The 15,366-nt window shown below is 72.4% G+C and carries 15 protein-coding genes; 4 read left to right on the top strand and 11 right to left on the bottom strand.

Features of this window, described 5'->3' with window-relative positions; translation table 11 throughout:
• From EDF50_RS12670 to EDF50_RS12635, 8 genes are all read right to left on the bottom strand, one after another.
• Complete coding sequence (locus EDF50_RS12670; protein ID WP_123519892.1) at positions 1 to 1,224, bottom strand: ferrochelatase; 1,224 nt, start codon at positions 1,222 to 1,224, stop codon at positions 1 to 3.
• Positions 1,221 to 1,994, bottom strand: coding sequence for a hydrogen peroxide-dependent heme synthase (gene hemQ, locus EDF50_RS12665; protein ID WP_123519891.1), 774 nt, complete (start codon positions 1,992 to 1,994; stop codon positions 1,221 to 1,223). The genes EDF50_RS12670 and hemQ overlap by 4 nt, the downstream gene beginning before the upstream one ends.
• Before the next feature lie 100 nt (positions 1,995 to 2,094).
• Positions 2,095 to 2,322: a DUF3618 domain-containing protein gene (locus EDF50_RS12660; protein ID WP_123519890.1), complete on the bottom strand. Its 228-nt coding sequence runs from the start codon at positions 2,320 to 2,322 to the stop codon at positions 2,095 to 2,097.
• A gap of 49 nt (positions 2,323 to 2,371) precedes the next feature.
• The gene (locus EDF50_RS12655) at positions 2,372 to 2,821 is read right to left on the bottom strand and encodes a phage holin family protein (protein WP_054147459.1); all 450 of its coding nucleotides are present in this window, start codon (positions 2,819 to 2,821) and stop codon (positions 2,372 to 2,374) included.
• The gene (locus EDF50_RS12650; RefSeq protein ID WP_123519889.1) at positions 2,818 to 3,066 is read right to left on the bottom strand and encodes a hypothetical protein; all 249 of its coding nucleotides are present in this window, start codon (positions 3,064 to 3,066) and stop codon (positions 2,818 to 2,820) included. Before EDF50_RS12650 ends, EDF50_RS12655 begins: the two co-directional genes overlap by 4 nt.
• A gap of 116 nt (positions 3,067 to 3,182) precedes the next feature.
• Positions 3,183 to 4,547, bottom strand: coding sequence for an NAD(P)/FAD-dependent oxidoreductase (locus tag EDF50_RS12645; RefSeq protein ID WP_233570626.1), 1,365 nt, complete (start codon positions 4,545 to 4,547; stop codon positions 3,183 to 3,185).
• On the bottom strand, positions 4,544 to 5,611 hold the full coding sequence (hemE, locus tag EDF50_RS12640) for a uroporphyrinogen decarboxylase (protein WP_199738781.1): 1,068 nt from the start codon (positions 5,609 to 5,611) through the stop codon (positions 4,544 to 4,546). Before hemE ends, EDF50_RS12645 begins: the two co-directional genes overlap by 4 nt.
• A 128-nt stretch (positions 5,612 to 5,739) precedes the next feature.
• The gene (locus EDF50_RS12635; RefSeq protein ID WP_123519888.1) at positions 5,740 to 6,753 is read right to left on the bottom strand and encodes an NADP-dependent oxidoreductase; all 1,014 of its coding nucleotides are present in this window, start codon (positions 6,751 to 6,753) and stop codon (positions 5,740 to 5,742) included.
• Positions 6,754 to 6,905: 152 nt separating this feature from the next.
• On the opposite strand from EDF50_RS12635, the gene EDF50_RS12630 reads away from it, so the two are divergent.
• Positions 6,906 to 8,192, top strand: a complete 1,287-nt coding sequence (locus tag EDF50_RS12630; RefSeq protein ID WP_123519887.1) for a glutamyl-tRNA reductase — start codon at positions 6,906 to 6,908, stop codon at positions 8,190 to 8,192.
• 55 nt (positions 8,193 to 8,247) lie between these two features.
• On the top strand, positions 8,248 to 8,655 hold the full coding sequence (locus EDF50_RS12625) for an NUDIX domain-containing protein (protein WP_123519886.1): 408 nt from the start codon (positions 8,248 to 8,250) through the stop codon (positions 8,653 to 8,655).
• A 30-nt stretch (positions 8,656 to 8,685) separates the two neighbouring features.
• Here EDF50_RS12625 and EDF50_RS12620 read toward each other — a convergent pair whose 3' ends face one another.
• Together EDF50_RS12620 and EDF50_RS12615 are read right to left on the bottom strand one after the other, a co-directional pair.
• Positions 8,686 to 9,603 (bottom strand): serine hydrolase, encoded by a 918-nt coding sequence (locus tag EDF50_RS12620; protein WP_123519885.1) that lies wholly within the window; start codon positions 9,601 to 9,603, stop codon positions 8,686 to 8,688.
• Positions 9,597 to 11,561, bottom strand: a complete 1,965-nt coding sequence (locus EDF50_RS12615) for a M13 family metallopeptidase (protein ID WP_123519884.1) — start codon at positions 11,559 to 11,561, stop codon at positions 9,597 to 9,599. Before EDF50_RS12615 ends, EDF50_RS12620 begins: the two co-directional genes overlap by 7 nt.
• Positions 11,562 to 11,602: 41 nt before the next feature.
• Between EDF50_RS12615 and EDF50_RS12610 the strand changes: the two genes are divergently transcribed.
• The gene (locus EDF50_RS12610) at positions 11,603 to 12,868 is read left to right on the top strand and encodes a uracil-xanthine permease family protein (protein WP_123519883.1); all 1,266 of its coding nucleotides are present in this window, start codon (positions 11,603 to 11,605) and stop codon (positions 12,866 to 12,868) included.
• A gap of 2 nt (positions 12,869 to 12,870) precedes the next feature.
• The gene (locus EDF50_RS12605; protein WP_123519882.1) at positions 12,871 to 14,235 is read left to right on the top strand and encodes an MATE family efflux transporter; all 1,365 of its coding nucleotides are present in this window, start codon (positions 12,871 to 12,873) and stop codon (positions 14,233 to 14,235) included.
• Between the two features lie 21 nt (positions 14,236 to 14,256).
• Here the strand turns inward: EDF50_RS12605 and EDF50_RS12600 are convergent, their stop codons facing one another.
• The gene (locus EDF50_RS12600) at positions 14,257 to 15,336 is read right to left on the bottom strand and encodes a LacI family DNA-binding transcriptional regulator (RefSeq protein WP_123519881.1); all 1,080 of its coding nucleotides are present in this window, start codon (positions 15,334 to 15,336) and stop codon (positions 14,257 to 14,259) included.
• Positions 15,337 to 15,366 lie beyond the last annotated feature (30 nt).

The following is a 15,366-nucleotide window of genomic DNA, read 5'->3' as shown; positions in this document are numbered from 1 at the left end:
TCAGGGCACCAGGCCGGACAGGGCGGGTTTGAAACCGAGCCTCACGTTCTCGCAGCAGCCGGGGCGACAGACGTCGTACCAGGGACCGAGGTCGGTCACGTGCGGACGGTCCTCGACCGGCACGCCGTCACGACGCTCGAGCACGAGGTCGACGAGCCCGGTGACGTAGACGGGGTCGATGCCAGGGGTCGGGGTGCGCGTGGCCCAGAAGCCGTTCTTCTCGCTGGTCTCCATCGCCTCGTTGTCGAGGTCCCACATGACCTCCATGTGGTCGCTGACGAAGCCGAGCGGCACGATGACGACGGCACGGGTCGGACCGCCGGCCAGGTCGTCGATGGCGTCGTTGATGTCGGGTTCGAGCCACGGCATCGAGGGGGGGCCGCTGCGCGACTGGTAGACGAGCTGCCAGGGGACGGTCGTGCCGCCCCCGTCGGGCACGTCGAGCCCGAGTGCTGCCTCGGCGGCGGCCATGACGACCTCGGCCACGGCCTTGTGCTGGGCGGCGTAGGCACCGTCGGCGTCGAAGCCGCGTGCCTCGGGCCCGCTCTTGGCCGCGTCCGTCGACGGGATCGAGTGCGTCGCGAAGAGCACCTGCACCTGGGTGGCGAGGTCGAGGCCCTCGTTCTCGGCACGAGCCTTGACGAGGGCGTCGCGCACGCCGTCGATGAAGGGCTGCACGAACCCGGGGTGGTCGAAGAACTGGCGCACCTTGTCGATCTGCATGGTGTCGCCGAGCCCGGTGGCGTCGAGAGCCATCGCGAAGTCCTCGCGGTACTGGCGGCAGGAGCTGTACGACGAGTAGGCGCTGGTCGCGACGGCGATGAGCTTGCGGAACCCGCGCTCGTCGGCCTCGCGCACGGCGTCGGCCATGTAGGGCTGCCAGTTGCGGTTGCCCCAGATGACGGGCAGGTCGATGCCGCGGCGTTCGAGTTCGGCCTCGAGGGCGGCCTTGAGCTCGCGGTTGTGCTCGTTGATCGGGCTGACGCCGCCGAAGTGGCGGTAGTGGGTCGCGACCTCTTCGAGGCGTTCTTCGGGGATGCCGCGCCCCCGCGTGACGTTGCGCAGGAAGGGGATGACGTCGTCCTGCCCCTCGGGCCCGCCGAAGCCCGCCAGCAGGATGGCGTCGTAGTCCGTGGGCTCGGAGACGTGCTCTGGCCCCGAGGCCGCTGCGGGGGTCGCGTTGCGGACGAACTGCCCGTTGGAGATGTGGCTGGTGTCGGTCACGACAAGACCTCGATGATGTCGGTGGTGGGGATGCGTCGGCCCGTGTAGAACGGGATCTCTTCGCGGACGTGGCGGCGCGCCTCGGTGTACCGGAGGTCGCGCATGAGGTCGACGAGCTGGACGAGCTCGGGTGCCTCGAGGGCGAGGATCCACTCGTAGTCGCCGAGCGAGAAGCTGGCGACCGTGTTGGTCAGCACGGCGCGGTGCTCGGAGCCCTGCTTGCCGTGGTCGGCCAGCATCTGGCGGCGCTCGGCCTCGGGCAGCAGGTACCACTCGTAGCTGCGCACGAACGGGTACACCGTGAGCCAGGTCTCGGGTGCCTTGCCACGCATGAAGGCCGGGCTGTGGTTGCGCGAGAACTCGGCGTCGCGGTGCATGCCCATGGCGTTCCAGGTCGGCAGCAGGCCGCCGAGGACGTCGGTGCGCAGCAGCTGTCGATAGGCGGACTGGACGGTCTCGGGCACCTCGCCGTGCAGCCAGATCATGATGTCGGCGTCGGCGCGCAGGGCGCTGACGTCGTAGAAGCCCCGCACGGTCACGCCGAGACCGGCCAGGGCGTCGACGACCGCGTCCAGCTGGGGGACGTCGTCGAGCTCTGGGGCGTAGGGGTTCTGGGGGTCGCGGCGCAGGACGGCCCAGAGCGTGTAGCCGAGGCGTTCGGCGGGTGCGGGCGTGCTCGCCGCGGCGTCACCGGGCTGGGTGGGAGCGTCTGCTGCGGGTGAATCGGACGTCGGCAGTACGGGCGCTGCCGCGTCGGCGCTGGAACTCATGGATCCATTCTCTCTCTCGGCACGCTGGGAGCCCAACCAGGTTGCTCCCGGTCGAGCGAACGGGCGCTCCGGCCCACCGGGGGACGAGCCGAGCGACCGGTCAGCGGCGCTTGACGACCGCGACGACGACGCCCGCCACGGCCAGCGCGCCCGCCCCGGCGGCGGCGAGCCACGGGGTCTTGTCGCGGTCGAACGACGCCTTGGCGCGGTGCCCCGCGACGCCCAACTGCTTGGGTACGTTCAGTTTGTCCTCGAGCTCGTTGAGGGTCGCGGCGAGCTCGGCGCGCGTGCGGTCGATGTGGGCCTGGATGTCGCTGCTGTCGCTCACGGTGCTCCTGTCGGGAACGGGGGAAGGATGGGGGTGTCGAGGAGGCGCGTCAGCGCTCGTCGAGGCGGGCGCCGGGGATCGAACCCACGCCCTTGACGGCCTTGAGGTCGGCCTTGAGGCTGGCGATGGTCTTCTCGGGGACCGCCGGGAGCCCCTTCTTGATCGCCTTGTACCCGAGGAACGCCAGCAGGGCGGCCACGAGCAGCAGGACGCCGGCGACGATGAGTGCCGATGCCCAACCGGGCAGCCAGATGGCGAGCAGCAGGACGATGCCGGTCAGCAGGACGCCGAGCATGGCGAAGACGAAGACGAGCGCCCCGACCAGGAACCCGGCGCCGATGCCGAACGCCTTGAGCGTGCCGATGACCTCGTACTTGAGGAGGGCCAGCTCGCCCTTGACGAGGTCGGTGACCAGCGTCGGCACGTCCTGCACGAGGGCGAAGAGCGACCGCGGCCTCGTCTTGTGCCGCACCTTGTCGCTGCGCGTCGAGTCGGTCATTTCTTGCGGCCGCCACCGAAGAGCTTGGCGATGCCGCGGGTGATGCCCGTGACGAGGGCGTCGACCCCGTCGGCCGTCTTGGCACCGGCGAAGTCCTGGCCCTTGGCGACCTGGCGCTGGACGGCCCGGCTGTTCCAGACCTTGGACGCCCTCTCGGTGATCTGCTCGTACCGGTCGTGGCCGGCGCGGGCGCCGAGCACGAATCCGACAGCGGCTCCGGCGACGAAGATCAGTTTGCCTCGCACGAGGACTCCATTCGTGGTCGTACGCGTCACGGCATGTGCCGCACACGTCCCTCCAATGTAGCCCGAGCCGGCTGCCCGTCGCCCGCGCCGGACCGAACGCGGCCGACCCCGTGCGCTCAGTCGCGGGATGAGGGCGACGAGAGCGCCGCCACGAGGGTGGCCGCCTGACGACGCGAGTGGGCGACGATCGCGGCGAGCCCGCGTCCCGCCACCGCGCCTCCTGCCTGCACGACCTCGACCACGGGCTCGGTGACCGCCACGGCCTCGGCCCGACGCGGGGCGTCCCAGGTCGCCCGCCCGAAGCCGACCAGGTGGCGCTCGGCGAGGTCGACGCCGAGCAGGGTCGAGGCGTCGGCGAGCGCCGCGTCGCGCACCTCGGCGTCGGACGTGCCGCGATCGACGACGGGCGAGTCGAAGCTGAGCCGCAGCACGTGGCGTCCCCCGGCGAGGTCGGCCAGCCAGCTCCACTTGACGGTCGCGTGAGTGAGGGCCTTGGCTCGCAGCCCGGTCGAGCCGGGTGCGACGAGCACTCCCGTGCCCCGGGGAGCCGCGTCGAGCTCGGGCCGGTCGACGACCAGGGTCGCGAGCGTGATCGCCCCGGGCGGTACCGAGGAGGCGCGGGTCGTCAGCGCCACCGCGTCGTGGTCCCCGACGGCCAGCACGACCTGTCGCGCGCGCACGTGCTCGCCGCCGGCGGTCTCGACGCCCGACTCGTCGATCGAGCGGACGCGCGTGCCGAGCCGGACGTCGACGCCGTGCCGGTCGAGATCGGCGACGATCGGGTCGACGAGGCGGGCGAGACCACCCCGGATGCCGGCCACCGCCGAGCCGGCCGGAGCCAGGGCGCGCAGTCCGAGCACGGCACCGGCGAGGCTGCCCTCGCGTCGCAGGGCGGAGCGCAATCCGGGAGCGACGCGGTCGACCGCGAGCAGGTCGGGGTGGAGGGAGTGGACGCCCGAGACGATGGGGCTGACGAGCCGGTCGACGACCGCGTCGCCCATGCGCGCCCGGACGAGACCGCCCAGGGTGGTTTCGTCGCTTCCGACGTCGGCCGCCAGCTCGGCGTCGGCGAGCGCGCGCCGTACCCCGTCCGCGCCGACGACGGCCCGGACGTCGGCGGCGGAGGGATCACCGGGGATTCCGAGCAACCCGGTGCGCGGGATCGGGAGAGATTCTCCGTCGGCCTCGTGCAGCCAGGCGCCCCGCGGGTCGGGCAGGACGATGTCGTCGCCGAGGCCGAGCTCGGTGGCGAACCCGGCGACCGTGCCACCCCGGGTCGCGAAGCTCTCGGCCCCGGCATCGAGCGCGATGTCGGCGACCACGTGTCGTGAGACCTCGCCCCCGAGCCGGTCGGACGCCTCGAACAGGACGACGTGCAGCCCCGCGGCGGCCAGGTCGCGGGCGAGCACGATGCCGCCCATGCCGCCGCCCACCACGGCGACGTCGACGGCGCCGCCCGGGGTGACGACGGGCGGGGTCACAGCGTGTGGGCGAGCTCGACGATGCGGGTCAACACGTCGGGGTCGGTGTCGGGGCTGACGCCGTGACCGAGGTTGAGCACGTGGGCGGGGGCCGCTCGGCCACGCTCGACCACGTCACGGACGTGCGCGTCGAGGACGGCCCAGGGCGCCTGGAGCATGGCCGGGTCGATGTTGCCCTGCACCGGGGTCGACCCGCCGAGCCGGCGCGAGGCCTCGTCGAGCGGGACGCGCCAGTCGACGCCCACGGCGTCGGTGCCGACGTCGCGCATGGCGGCGAGCACCTCGCCACTGCCGACGCCGAAGTGGATGCGCGGCACGTCGAGGTCGGCGACGTGCGAGAGGGCACGCGCCGAGTGGCGGGCCACGTGCGCCGTGTAGTCGGCGAGCGACAGCGAGCCGACCCACGAGTCGAACAACTGGGCGGCGCTCGCCCCGGCGAGCACCTGGGCCCGGAGGAAGGCGCCGGTCACGTCGGCGGCCCAGGTGAGCAGGGCGTCCCAGGTCTCGGGATCACTGTGCATCAGGGCCCTGGCACGGATGTGGTCCTTCGACGGTCCGCCCTCGACGAGGTAGGCGGCGAGGGTGAACGGCGCGCCGGCGAACCCGATCAGCGGCGTGCCGCCGAGCTGGGCGACGGTCTGGGCGACGCCCGCGGCGATCGGGGCCAGCGCCTCCGGGTCGATCGGCCGCAGGGCCGCCACGTCGGCGGCCGTGCGGATCGGCGTCTCGAGCACCGGCCCACGACCCGGGACGATGTCGACCGCGACGCCGGCGAGCTTGATCGGCACGACGATGTCGCTGAAGAAGATGCCCGCGTCGACGCCGTGACGACGCACGGGCTGCAGGGTGATCTCGCTCGCCAGGTCGGGCGTGAGGCAGGCGTCGAGCATCTTGGTGCCGACGCGCAGCTCGCGGTACTCGGGCAGCGAGCGACCCGCCTGTCGCATGAACCACACCGGCAGGGTCTCGGGCCGGTCGCCTCGCAACGCGCGGACCAGCGGCGAACGCGTCGTGAGGCCGGCGGCCAGGGGGTGCTGCTCGGGCAGGGCGGAGGTCTGGGTCACGTGCTCGATTGTCCCATCGCCCGCTGGACGTCGCGTCGAGGCGACCCGACGGGGGCCCGGGGACGCCGGGGCCACCCCGTCGGGTCCGCTCGCCGTCGCGAGGGGCCGACGAGCCGAGGAGGCGCGGGTCAGGAGACCGCGACGACCATCTTGCCGACGTTGTCGCCCCGCATCAGCCCGGTGAAGGCGTCGAACGCCGAGTCGATCCCGTCGACGACCGTCTCGTCGTACACGACGTCGCCGGCGGCGAGCCAGGGACCCATCTCGGCCTGGAACGCCGGTGCGAGGTGGCGGTAGTCGCCCAGGGTGAAGCCCTTCATCGTCAGGCCCCGCGTGACCATCTTCGTCATGCCGGTGATGCCGACGGGGGCTCCGGTGGAGTTGTAGTTCGCGATCGAGCCGCAGAGCGCCGCGCGGCCGCCCGTGCGGAACGAGGCGAGGGCGGCGGACAGGTGGTCGCCGCCGACGTTGTCGAAGTAGACGTCGATGCCGTCGGGCGCGGCCTCGGCGAGCAGCTCCGAGACGTCGCCGTCCTTGTAGTCGAACGCGGCGTCGAAGCCGTATTTCGAGGTCAGCAGCTCGACCTTCTCCGCCGATCCCGCGCTGCCGATCACGCGCGAGGCTCCCTTGAGGCGGGCGATCTGGCCGACCATGGTGCCGACGGCCCCGGCGGCGCCCGAGACGAAGACGACGTCGCCCTCGCGGATGCCGGCGATCTCGGTCAGGCCGACGTACGCGGTGAGCCCGGTGAGACCGAGGACGCCCAGGTATGCCGACAGGGGCACGCCGTCGACGGGCCGGACGGGCCGGAACGCGGCCGCGCCTCCCTGGGCCACGTCGCGCCAACCCTGGTCGTGGAGCACGACGGTGCCGACCGGCAGGTCGTCCGAGCGCGACTCGACGACGCGACCGACGGCACCGCCGGTCATGGTCTCGCCGAGCGCGAAGGGCGGGACGTACGACTTCACGTCGTTCATGCGACCGCGCATGTAGGGGTCGACCGAGAGGAACTCGTTCTGCACGCGCACCTCGCCGTCGGCGAGCTCGGACAGGGTCACCTCGACGCGGGCGACGTCGTCGGGGGTGGGCTCGCCGTGCGGGCGGGCGACGAGTTGCCACTGGATGCTGGTGGTCGAGGTCATGGTGTCTCCTTCGTCGATGCGGTGCGGGCCCGCGACCGGAATGCGGACGCGGGCACCGTTGTTGCAAGCTGCAACCTTCTTGCGGCATTCCCGGCCGCTCGACATCGAGTCAACGCCCAGCCGAAAACGCCGATCAGAGTTAGGATCTCCCAGTGCTCATCTGCCTCACGGCGTCCCACCAGAACGCCAGCTTCGACCTCCTCGAGAGGCTGAGCATCGGCGCGCCCTCGGCGGCGGGCACGCTGGTCGACGGCAGCGACTTCGTGAGCGGTGCGGTCGTGCTCGCGACCTGCAACCGCTTCGAGGCCTACCTCGACGTCGACGAGCCCCTCACCGCGGGCAGTGCCCTGGCGGTCGAGGCCACGATCGAGACCATGAGCACCGCCAGCGGTGTCGAGCCCGACGACCTGCGCGACAGCGTGCGGGTCATCACCGGCGACGAGGTCGTCGAGCACCTGTTCGCCGTCAGCTCGGGCCTCGAGTCGGTCGTCGTCGGCGAGGACGAGATCTCGGGCCAGGTGCGCCGCTCGCTCGAGCGCGCCCGTCGCGACGGCACCACCTCGCGCGACCTCGAACGTCTCTTCCAGAAGGCGTCGCAGACCTCGCGTGGCATCAAGAACCGCACGAACGTCGGAGGCGCGGGTCGTTCGCTCGTGCGCCTCGCCCTCGAACTGGCGTCCTCACGCGTGACCGACTGGTCCGAGGCGCGCGTCCTCATCGTGGGCACCGGCCAGTACGCGGCCACCACCGTGGCCGCGCTCCGCGACCGCGGCGCCGACCAGCTCGCCGTCTACTCGGGCTCCGGCCGCGCCGAGTGGTTCGGCCTCAAGCACGCCGCGACCCCCTACGACGACCTCGCGACCGCCGTCGCCTGGAGCGACGTGCTGATCACCTGCACCTCGACCACCGAGCCGGTCGTCACCCGCGACGTCGTGCGACCCGGCGGGCGCCGCCTCGTCATCGACCTCGGCCTGCCGCGCAACGTCGACCCGCTCGTCTCGGGCGTCGAGGGCGTCGAGCTGCTCGACCTCGAGACCATCAGCCTGCACGCCCCGCTACCCCAGCTCAGCGCGGCCGACGACGCCCGGGCACTCGTCTCGTCGGCGGCCGCCGAATTCCAGGCCGTCGCCGCCGAGCAGTCGCTCACCCCGTCGGTCGTCGCCCTGCGCAAGCACGTCTTCGATCTGCTCGACGCCGAGATCGAGCGCGCCAGGTCGCGCGGCGACTCGTCCGAGCGCACCGAGTCGGCCCTGCGCCACCTGGCCGGCGTCCTGCTGCACACCCCGTCCGTCCGAGCACGTGAGCTGGCCCGTGAGGGCCGCGGTGACGAGTTCCGCGACGGGCTCGAGGCGCTGTTCGGCGTGACCGACGCGCGCCGCGCCTCCTCGTCCTCGTCGCTGCGCGCGGTCGACGACGATCGTCAGGCCTCGGCGAGCTGACCGCGTCCTGTCGTCGACGAACGCCCCCGACGGCACCGTGCCCGAAGATGGCCTGATGGACACCATCGTCGTCAGCGCACTCGCCCTCGTCCGTGACCGACGGATGCTGATGGTCACCGCGCGCGATCGTGACGTGCTCTACCTGCCGGGCGGCAAGCTCGAACCCGGCGAGACCGCGGCCGAGGCACTGGTCCGCGAGTCGCGTGAAGAGGTCGGCGTCGAACTCGACCCCACGACCGTGGCCGAGCTGTTCACGGTCGTGACGCAGGCGCACGGCGAGCCCGAGGGCCGGCAGGTCGCCATGACGGTCTTCGCCGCCGAGCTCGCCGGGACGAGCCCGGAGCCGGCTCCTGCGGCCGAGGTCGGCGCGGTGCACTGGGTGACCTCGGTCGACGCCGACCGGTGCCCTCCGGCGGGGGTCGCGACGCTCGAACGCCTGCACGGGCTCGACCTGGTCGACTGAGGCGACGCGCCGCACAGCGCGTGTCGCCGCTCAGTGCACGTACTCGAGCGCGTCCGTGCCCACGGCCCGCAGGGCCTCGAGCGCGCGGAGGCGGTGGGCCAGCGTCAGGTCGTCGAACGTGACGATCACGCAGTAGGCCACGCTGCGGCGCGGTCCGCGCAGCACCCCGAGCTCGGATCGAACGCCCGCATCGCCACCCGTCGTGTGGACGATCTGCAGGTCGTGGTCGAGCCGTCGGTGCCCGAGCGGGTCGAGGCCGAACGGTGCGGCGACGAGCGACGTGTCGGCTCCGAGCGACAGCCAACCGAGCACCCGGTTCGACACGGCCCGGTCGACGACCTCGCCCCGGGCGAGCGACACCATCAACCCGGCGAGTTCGTGGGACGTGCCGACGGCGAGGGCGGGCGCGTCGTCGGGTCCGCGCGACGATCGCGTGACGTCCAACAGGGCCGTCTTCGTGAGACCGAGCGACTCGGCCCGTGCCCGCACCGCCGCGAGGCCGACCCGGCCGATGAGCGCGTCGATCGCGGCCGCGTCACGGAAGGCCCCGACGAGCGCCGCCGCGTCGGTCAGCGGCAGGCTCGTCCGGCGCAGGTAGGGCCAGATGCCGCCGGGCCCCTGGTCACCCGGGACGCCCGGGCGGTCGAGTTCGTCGAGCGGCCGCAGGGTGCCGTCCTCGATCCGGGCCGACACCTCGATCAACAGCAGGACGGCCCCGAGCTGGCCGATCGGCAGCGCCAGGTGCTCGTCGACGCTCAGCAGGTCGTCACCCGAGTCGAGGTCGCTGACCGAGGCCGAGACCTGACCACCCGCGAGCGCCAGGTCGCCCAGCGCCGCGAACGACGCCGAGAACGACTCGAGCGCACGACCGCCACCGTGGCGCGGCTCGTGATCGGCGCCGTCGGCGTTCTCCCGTCGGGCGCGGCGGCCGGGCCCCGGACCTACCAAATCGTGACGCGCTCCTCGACCGGCAGCCACAGCGCGTCGCTCTCGGTGACGTTGAACGTCTCGTAGAACTCGCCGATGTTGCGCACGATCTGGTTGCAGCGGAACTCGTTGGGCGAGTGCGGGTCGATCGAGATCAGACGGATGGCCTCTTCGTCGCGAAGCTTGATCTGCCAGGCCTGGGCCCAGCTGAGGAAGAACCGCTCGGCACCGGTCAGGCCATCGATCACGGGCGGCTCGTCGCCGTCGAGCGAGATGAGGTAGGCCTTCCAGGCGATCGAGAGGCCGCCGAGGTCGCCGATGTTCTCGCCGATCGTCAGGGCGCCGTTGACGTGGTGGTCGGGCACCTGCTTCGGGGCGAGCGCGTCGTACTGCGCGATCAGCGACGAGGTGAGCTCCTCGAAGGCCTCGCGGTCGGCCGGGGTCCACCAGTCGGTCAGCTTGCCGTCACCGTCGTACTTCGAGCCCTGGTCGTCGAAGCCGTGGCCGATCTCGTGGCCGATGACGGCACCGATCGCGCCGTAGTTGGCCGCGGCGTCGCGCGTCTCGTCGAAGAACGGGAACTGCAGGATCGCCGCCGGGAACACGATCTCGTTCATGCCGGGGTTGTAGTAGGCGTTGATCGTCTGCGGCGTCATGAACCACTCGTCGCGATCGAGCGGCTTGCCGATCTTGCCCAGCTCGCGGTCGAAGCCGAACGCCGCCGTGGCCCGAACGTTGCCGACCAGGTCGGCGGGGTCGATCGACAGGGCCGAGTAGTCGCGCCAGGTCGCCGGGAAACCGATCTTGGGCGTGAACTTGTCGAGCTTGTCGAGGGCTCGGGCACGGGTCTCGCCGGTCATCCACTCGAGCCCCGAGATGCTCTGACGGTAGGCCTCGACGAGGTGGGCGACGAGCACGTCCATCGCGGTCTTGGCCTCGGGCGCGAAGTGGCGCTCGACGTAGATGCGACCCACGGCCTCGCCGAGCGCGCCCTCGACGAGCGAGACGCCGCGCTTCCAGCGGGCGCGCTGGACGGGGGTGCCGGTCAGGGTGCGACCGTAGAAGCCGAAGTTCGCCTCGACGAAGGGAGTCGACAGGTAGGCGGCCGTCGAGCGGACGATCTGCCAGCGCAGCCAGTCGCGCCACGCGTCGACGCGGTCGTCGGTCAACAGCGTGGCCAGGCCGGTCACGAACGAGGGCTCGCGCACGACGACCTCGTCGAAGACCCCGGCCGGCCCGCCCACGGCGTCGCGCCACGAGGTCAGGTCGACTCCCTCGGCGAGCGCGTCGAACTCGGCCCAGGGCAGCAGGTTGTAGGTCTTGTCGCTGTCGCGCGTGGCCACGTTGCTCCAGTGGTGCGAGGCGAGGTCGGTCTCGAGCGCGACCACGCGGTCGGCGCGGGCCGAGGCGTCGTCGAGGCCGGCCAGGTCGAGCAGCTGCTCGACGAACGCGCGGTAGGCGGTGCGCACGGACTCGAACCGCTCTTCGCGGTAGTACGACTCGTCGGGCAGGCCGAGCCCGCCCTGCTCGGCGAACACGACGTAGCGCTCGGGGTCGCCGGGGTCGTTGTCGACGAAGAGCTGGACGACGCTGGGCACGCCCTGCTTCTCGAGCGAGCCCAGGAGGCGCGTGAACGAGGTCACGTCGGTCACCTTCTCGACCTCGGCCAGGAGCGGTTCGAGGGGCGCGGCGCCGAGCGCCTCGATGCGCTCCTCGTCGGTGAAGCTGGTGAAGAGGTCGCCGACCTTGCGGGCCTCGGTGCCGGGCTCGGCGGACTGCGACTCGATCACGATCTCGCGGACGGCCTTCTCGGCCTCCTCGGCCAGGAGGTAGAAGGAGCCGTACCGCGCCTTGTCCTCGGGGATCTCGGTGCGGTCGATCCATCTGCCGTTGACGTGCCGGAAGAGGTCGTCCTGGGGGCGCACCGCCGGGTCGAGTTCGTCGGTCTGGATTCCGCTGCTCAGTGCGTCGCTCGTCATGCCCGCCAGCCTACGGCGGCCCCGCCGCTACAGTTCTGGGCATGGCACTTCCCTGGTCGCTGCACGGCGACGGACGCACGGTCGACTCCACCGAGATCGTCGCCCCCGAAGAACGACTCACCTGGCCGCGCACCATCGGGTTGGGTGGCCAGCACGTCGTCGCGATGTTCGGCGCGACCTTCCTGGTGCCGATCATCACCGGGTTCCCGCCGAGCACGACCCTGCTGTTCTCGGGCATCGGCACGCTGCTCTTCCTGATCATCACGAAGAACCGGCTGCCGAGCTACCTGGGTTCGTCGTTCGCCTTCCTGGCGCCGATCGCCGCCGCCCAGGAGGTCGGGGGCATGCCCCTCGCGCTCAGCGGCATCGTCGTGGTGGGGGTGTTGCTCGCGATCGTCGGCGTGATCGTCAACCTCGCCGGCACGCGGTGGATCGACGTCCTGCTGCCGCCCGTCGTCAGCGGTGCCATCGTCGCGTTGATCGGCTTCAACCTCGCTCCGGCCGCCCGCGACAACTTCGCGAAGGCCCCGCTCACCGCGGTCATCACGCTCGCCGCCGTCGTGCTGAGCGCCGTGCTGTTCCGCGGCCTGCTCGGCCGGCTGTCGATCTTCGTGGGCGTCGTCGTCGGGTACGTCGCGGCCCTGCTGCTCGGCGAGGTCGACTTCGGTGCGGTCGGCGACGCCGCCTGGGTGGGCCTGCCCACCTTCACGGCCCCGGCCTTCGACGCGAGCGCCCTGCCGGTCTACCTCGGGTTCCTGCCCGTCGTGCTGGCGCTGATCGCCGAGAACGTCGGCCACGTCAAGGGCGTCGGCCAACTGACCAAGCGCAACCTCGACCCGCTGACCGGCCGGGCGCTCTTCGCCGACGGCCTCAGCACGGTGCTGGCAGGCCTCGGCGGAGGCTCGGCGACGACCACGTACGGCGAGAACATCGGCGTGATGAGCGCCACCCGCGTCTTCTCGACCGCGGCCTACTGGGTCGCCGGCGTCGTGGCGATCCTGCTCGGCCTGTCGCCGAAGATCGGTGCCGTGATCTTCACGATCCCGCCCGGGGTGCTGGGCGGCGTCACGACCGCGCTCTACGGCCTCATCGGCGTCATCGGCATCCGCATCTGGGTCGAGAACAAGGTCGACTTCAGCCGCCCGAAGAACCAGTTGACCGCCGGCATCGCGCTCATCATGGGCATCGCCGACTTCACGCTCGCGCTCGGCGGCGCCACCTTCGGCGGCATCATCCTGGGCACCGTCGCGGCCATCGTCGTCTACCACCTCATGTCGGCCGTGGGTCGGGCCCGGGGTACCGACTGAGGGTGGGACGCAGCACCGGCGGGCCGTCCTCGGCGACGACCTCGCGCCTCCGTTCGCCCTGGGACCGCCGCATCGTCGCCCTCGCCGGGCCGGCGTTGGGCGCGCTGATCGCGGAGCCGCTGTTCCTGCTGACCGACACGGCCATGATCGGGCACCTCGGAACGGTGCCCCTCGCCGGTCTGGGCATCGCGAGCGTCGTGCTGCAGACCGCCCTCGGGCTGCTGATCTTCCTGGCCTACGCGACGACGCCGACCGTGGCCCGTCGGCTCGGGGCGGGCGATCGGCCCGGGGCGATCCGCGCCGGCGTCGACGGGCTCTGGTTCGCGCTGCTGATCGGCGTCGTGCTCGCCGGTGTCGGCGCGCTCACCGCCCGCCCCCTCGTCGGCCTGTTCGGCACCGATCCCGCGGTCGTCGACGCCGCCACGACCTACCTGACCGTGTCGATGATCGGCCTGCCGGGCATGCTGCTCGTGATCGCGGCGACCGGTCTGCTGCGCGGCCTGCAGGACACGAGGACGCCGCTGGTCGTCGCCACGGTCGGCTTCGCCGCGAACGCGGGTCTCAACGCGCTGTTCCTCTACGCCTTCGGCTGGGGTATCGCCGGCTCGGCCGCGGGCACCGTCGTCGCGCAGTGGGGCATGGCGGCCGTCTACCTGGTGATCGCCGTCCGTGCCGCTCGAGCCGTCGGCGCTCCGCTGCGCCCCGGGCTGGCCGGCGTCGGCCGCACGGCACGCTCGGGCGCGTGGCTGCTCGTGCGGAACGCGTCCCTGCGCGTCGCGATGATCGCGACCGTCTGGGCCGCCGCCTCCTCGGGGGTGACCGGGCTCGCGACGATCCAGGTCGCGCTCACGCTGTTCAGCACGCTGGCGTTCGCCCTCGACGCGTTGGCCGTCGCCGGCCAGGCGCTCGTCGGTCATTCGCTCGGGCAGGGCGACCGCGAGGCGGTTCGGGCGATCACCCGGCGACTCATGCTGTTCGGAGTCGGGGGCGGCCTGCTGCTCGCCGTGCTGCTGGCCGCGGTGTCCCCGCTGCTCGCGCCCGTGTTCAGCGGTGACGACGCGGTGCGCGACCAGCTGCCGGGGGTCGTGCTGGCGATGGCCGTGGGCATCCCGCTGGCCGGGTTCGTGTTCGTGCTCGACGGAGTCCTGCTCGGAGCCGGCGACGCCCGCTACCTCGCCCTCGCCGGTGTGCTCAACACGGTCGTGTACCTCGTGATCCTGATCCCGCTGGAGGCGCGGGTCGAGCCGGGGGCCCAGGGCACGGTGGCCCTGTGGCTGGCCTTCGGTCTCGGCTACATCGGCATCCGCGCGGTGACGCTCGGCCTCCGCGCGCGCACCGACCGCTGGATGGTGGTCGGAGCCGGGTGAACCCCGTGGCGGGTCGGCGCGTCAGCGGCGCGGCGGCGCCGTCGTCGAGCCGGGTCGGAAGACGCTCGTGAAGGTCGCGCCCTCGACGGGCTCGCCGGCCAGCAGGGCGAGCACCGCACGACCGGCCGCACGGCCCTTCTCGACGGCGGGTTGCACGACCGTCGTGAGGTCGGCGGCCCGCGGGTCGTCGAGCCGCACACCGTCGTAGCCGACGACGCTCAGGTCGCCCGGCACCGACAGGCCCAGGTCGTCCGCCGCCGCGATGACGCCCGACGCGAGCAGGTCGCTCTGCGCGACGATCGCCGTCGGACGCTCCGACTCGGGCACGTCGAGCAGGCGCAGTCCGGCACGGTGGCCCTCGCTCGTCCAACTGCCCCGGGTGGTCAGACCCCGGACGTCGGGGAAGACCTCACGGGTACCGCGCAGCCGCTCGAGGGTCGGCCACGATGTTCCGCGGGCGACGCGCGCGTCGGTCAGCTCGTCGTCCTGCCCGCCGGTCGAGCGCCCGGGGCCGAGTTCGAGGGCGACGACGGCGACCCGTCGATGGCCGAGGTCGTGCAGGTGCCGTGCCAGCAGCCGGGACGAGCCGACGTTGTCCTCGGCGATGTCGAGCACTCCCTCGGTCGGCGGGGCCTCGATCGAGACCACGGGGATGCCACGTCGACGCATGATCGACACGGACTCGTCGAGGCGGGTGCTGCAGCCGAACAGCACGACGGCGTCGACCGGCGCGTCGAGCAGCCGGGAGCGCTCGCCCGCGGTCTCGGTGAGCAGGAGCAGGGAGTTGTCGGCCGGGCCCGTGACGTCGGCGATGCCGTCGAGCATCGCGACGTTGACGGGGTCGCGGAAGGCCGTGCTGAGGGTGGACTCGAGGACGGCCCCGACGATGCCGGAGCGCCCGCGGCGCAGCGACCGCGCCCGGGGGTCGGGCCCGGCGTAACCCAGCTCGTCGGCGGCGGCGAGCACCCGTGTGCGGGTCTCGTCCGACACGGGACCGGTGCCGCTGAAGGCCAGGGAGGCGGTGCTCGCGCTGACCCCGGCGACCCGCGCCACCGACGCGAGGGTCGGCCTCGCGGCGACGTCGCCCTCTGCCCGGCTCATGCTGCCGCAGCCTAGCCGACGGGGTGCCCG

The organism is Frigoribacterium sp. PhB24 (genome assembly GCF_003755185.1).
Lineage (GTDB): Bacteria > Actinomycetota > Actinomycetes > Actinomycetales > Microbacteriaceae > Frigoribacterium.
This window is presented reverse-complemented; position numbering and strand designations above follow the sequence as displayed.

Bases quoted from the DNA above. Each gene is read 5' to 3' on its own strand.
- EDF50_RS12655 (WP_054147459.1), bottom strand. From the start codon at position 2,821: ATGACCGACTCGACGCGCAGCGACAAGGTGCGGCACAAGACGAGGCCG.
- EDF50_RS12635 (WP_123519888.1), bottom strand. From the start codon at position 6,753: ATGACCTCGACCACCAGCATCCAGTGGCAACTCGTCGCCCGCCCGCAC.
- EDF50_RS12625 (WP_123519886.1), top strand. From the start codon at position 8,248: ATGGACACCATCGTCGTCAGCGCACTCGCCCTCGTCCGTGACCGACGG.
- EDF50_RS12610 (WP_123519883.1), top strand. From the start codon at position 11,603: ATGGCACTTCCCTGGTCGCTGCACGGCGACGGACGCACGGTCGACTCC.
- EDF50_RS12600 (WP_123519881.1), bottom strand. From the start codon at position 15,336: ATGAGCCGGGCAGAGGGCGACGTCGCCGCGAGGCCGACCCTCGCGTCG.
- EDF50_RS12615 (WP_123519884.1), bottom strand. From the start codon at position 11,561: ATGACGAGCGACGCACTGAGCAGCGGAATCCAGACCGACGAACTCGAC.
- hemQ (WP_123519891.1), bottom strand. From the start codon at position 1,994: ATGAGTTCCAGCGCCGACGCGGCAGCGCCCGTACTGCCGACGTCCGAT.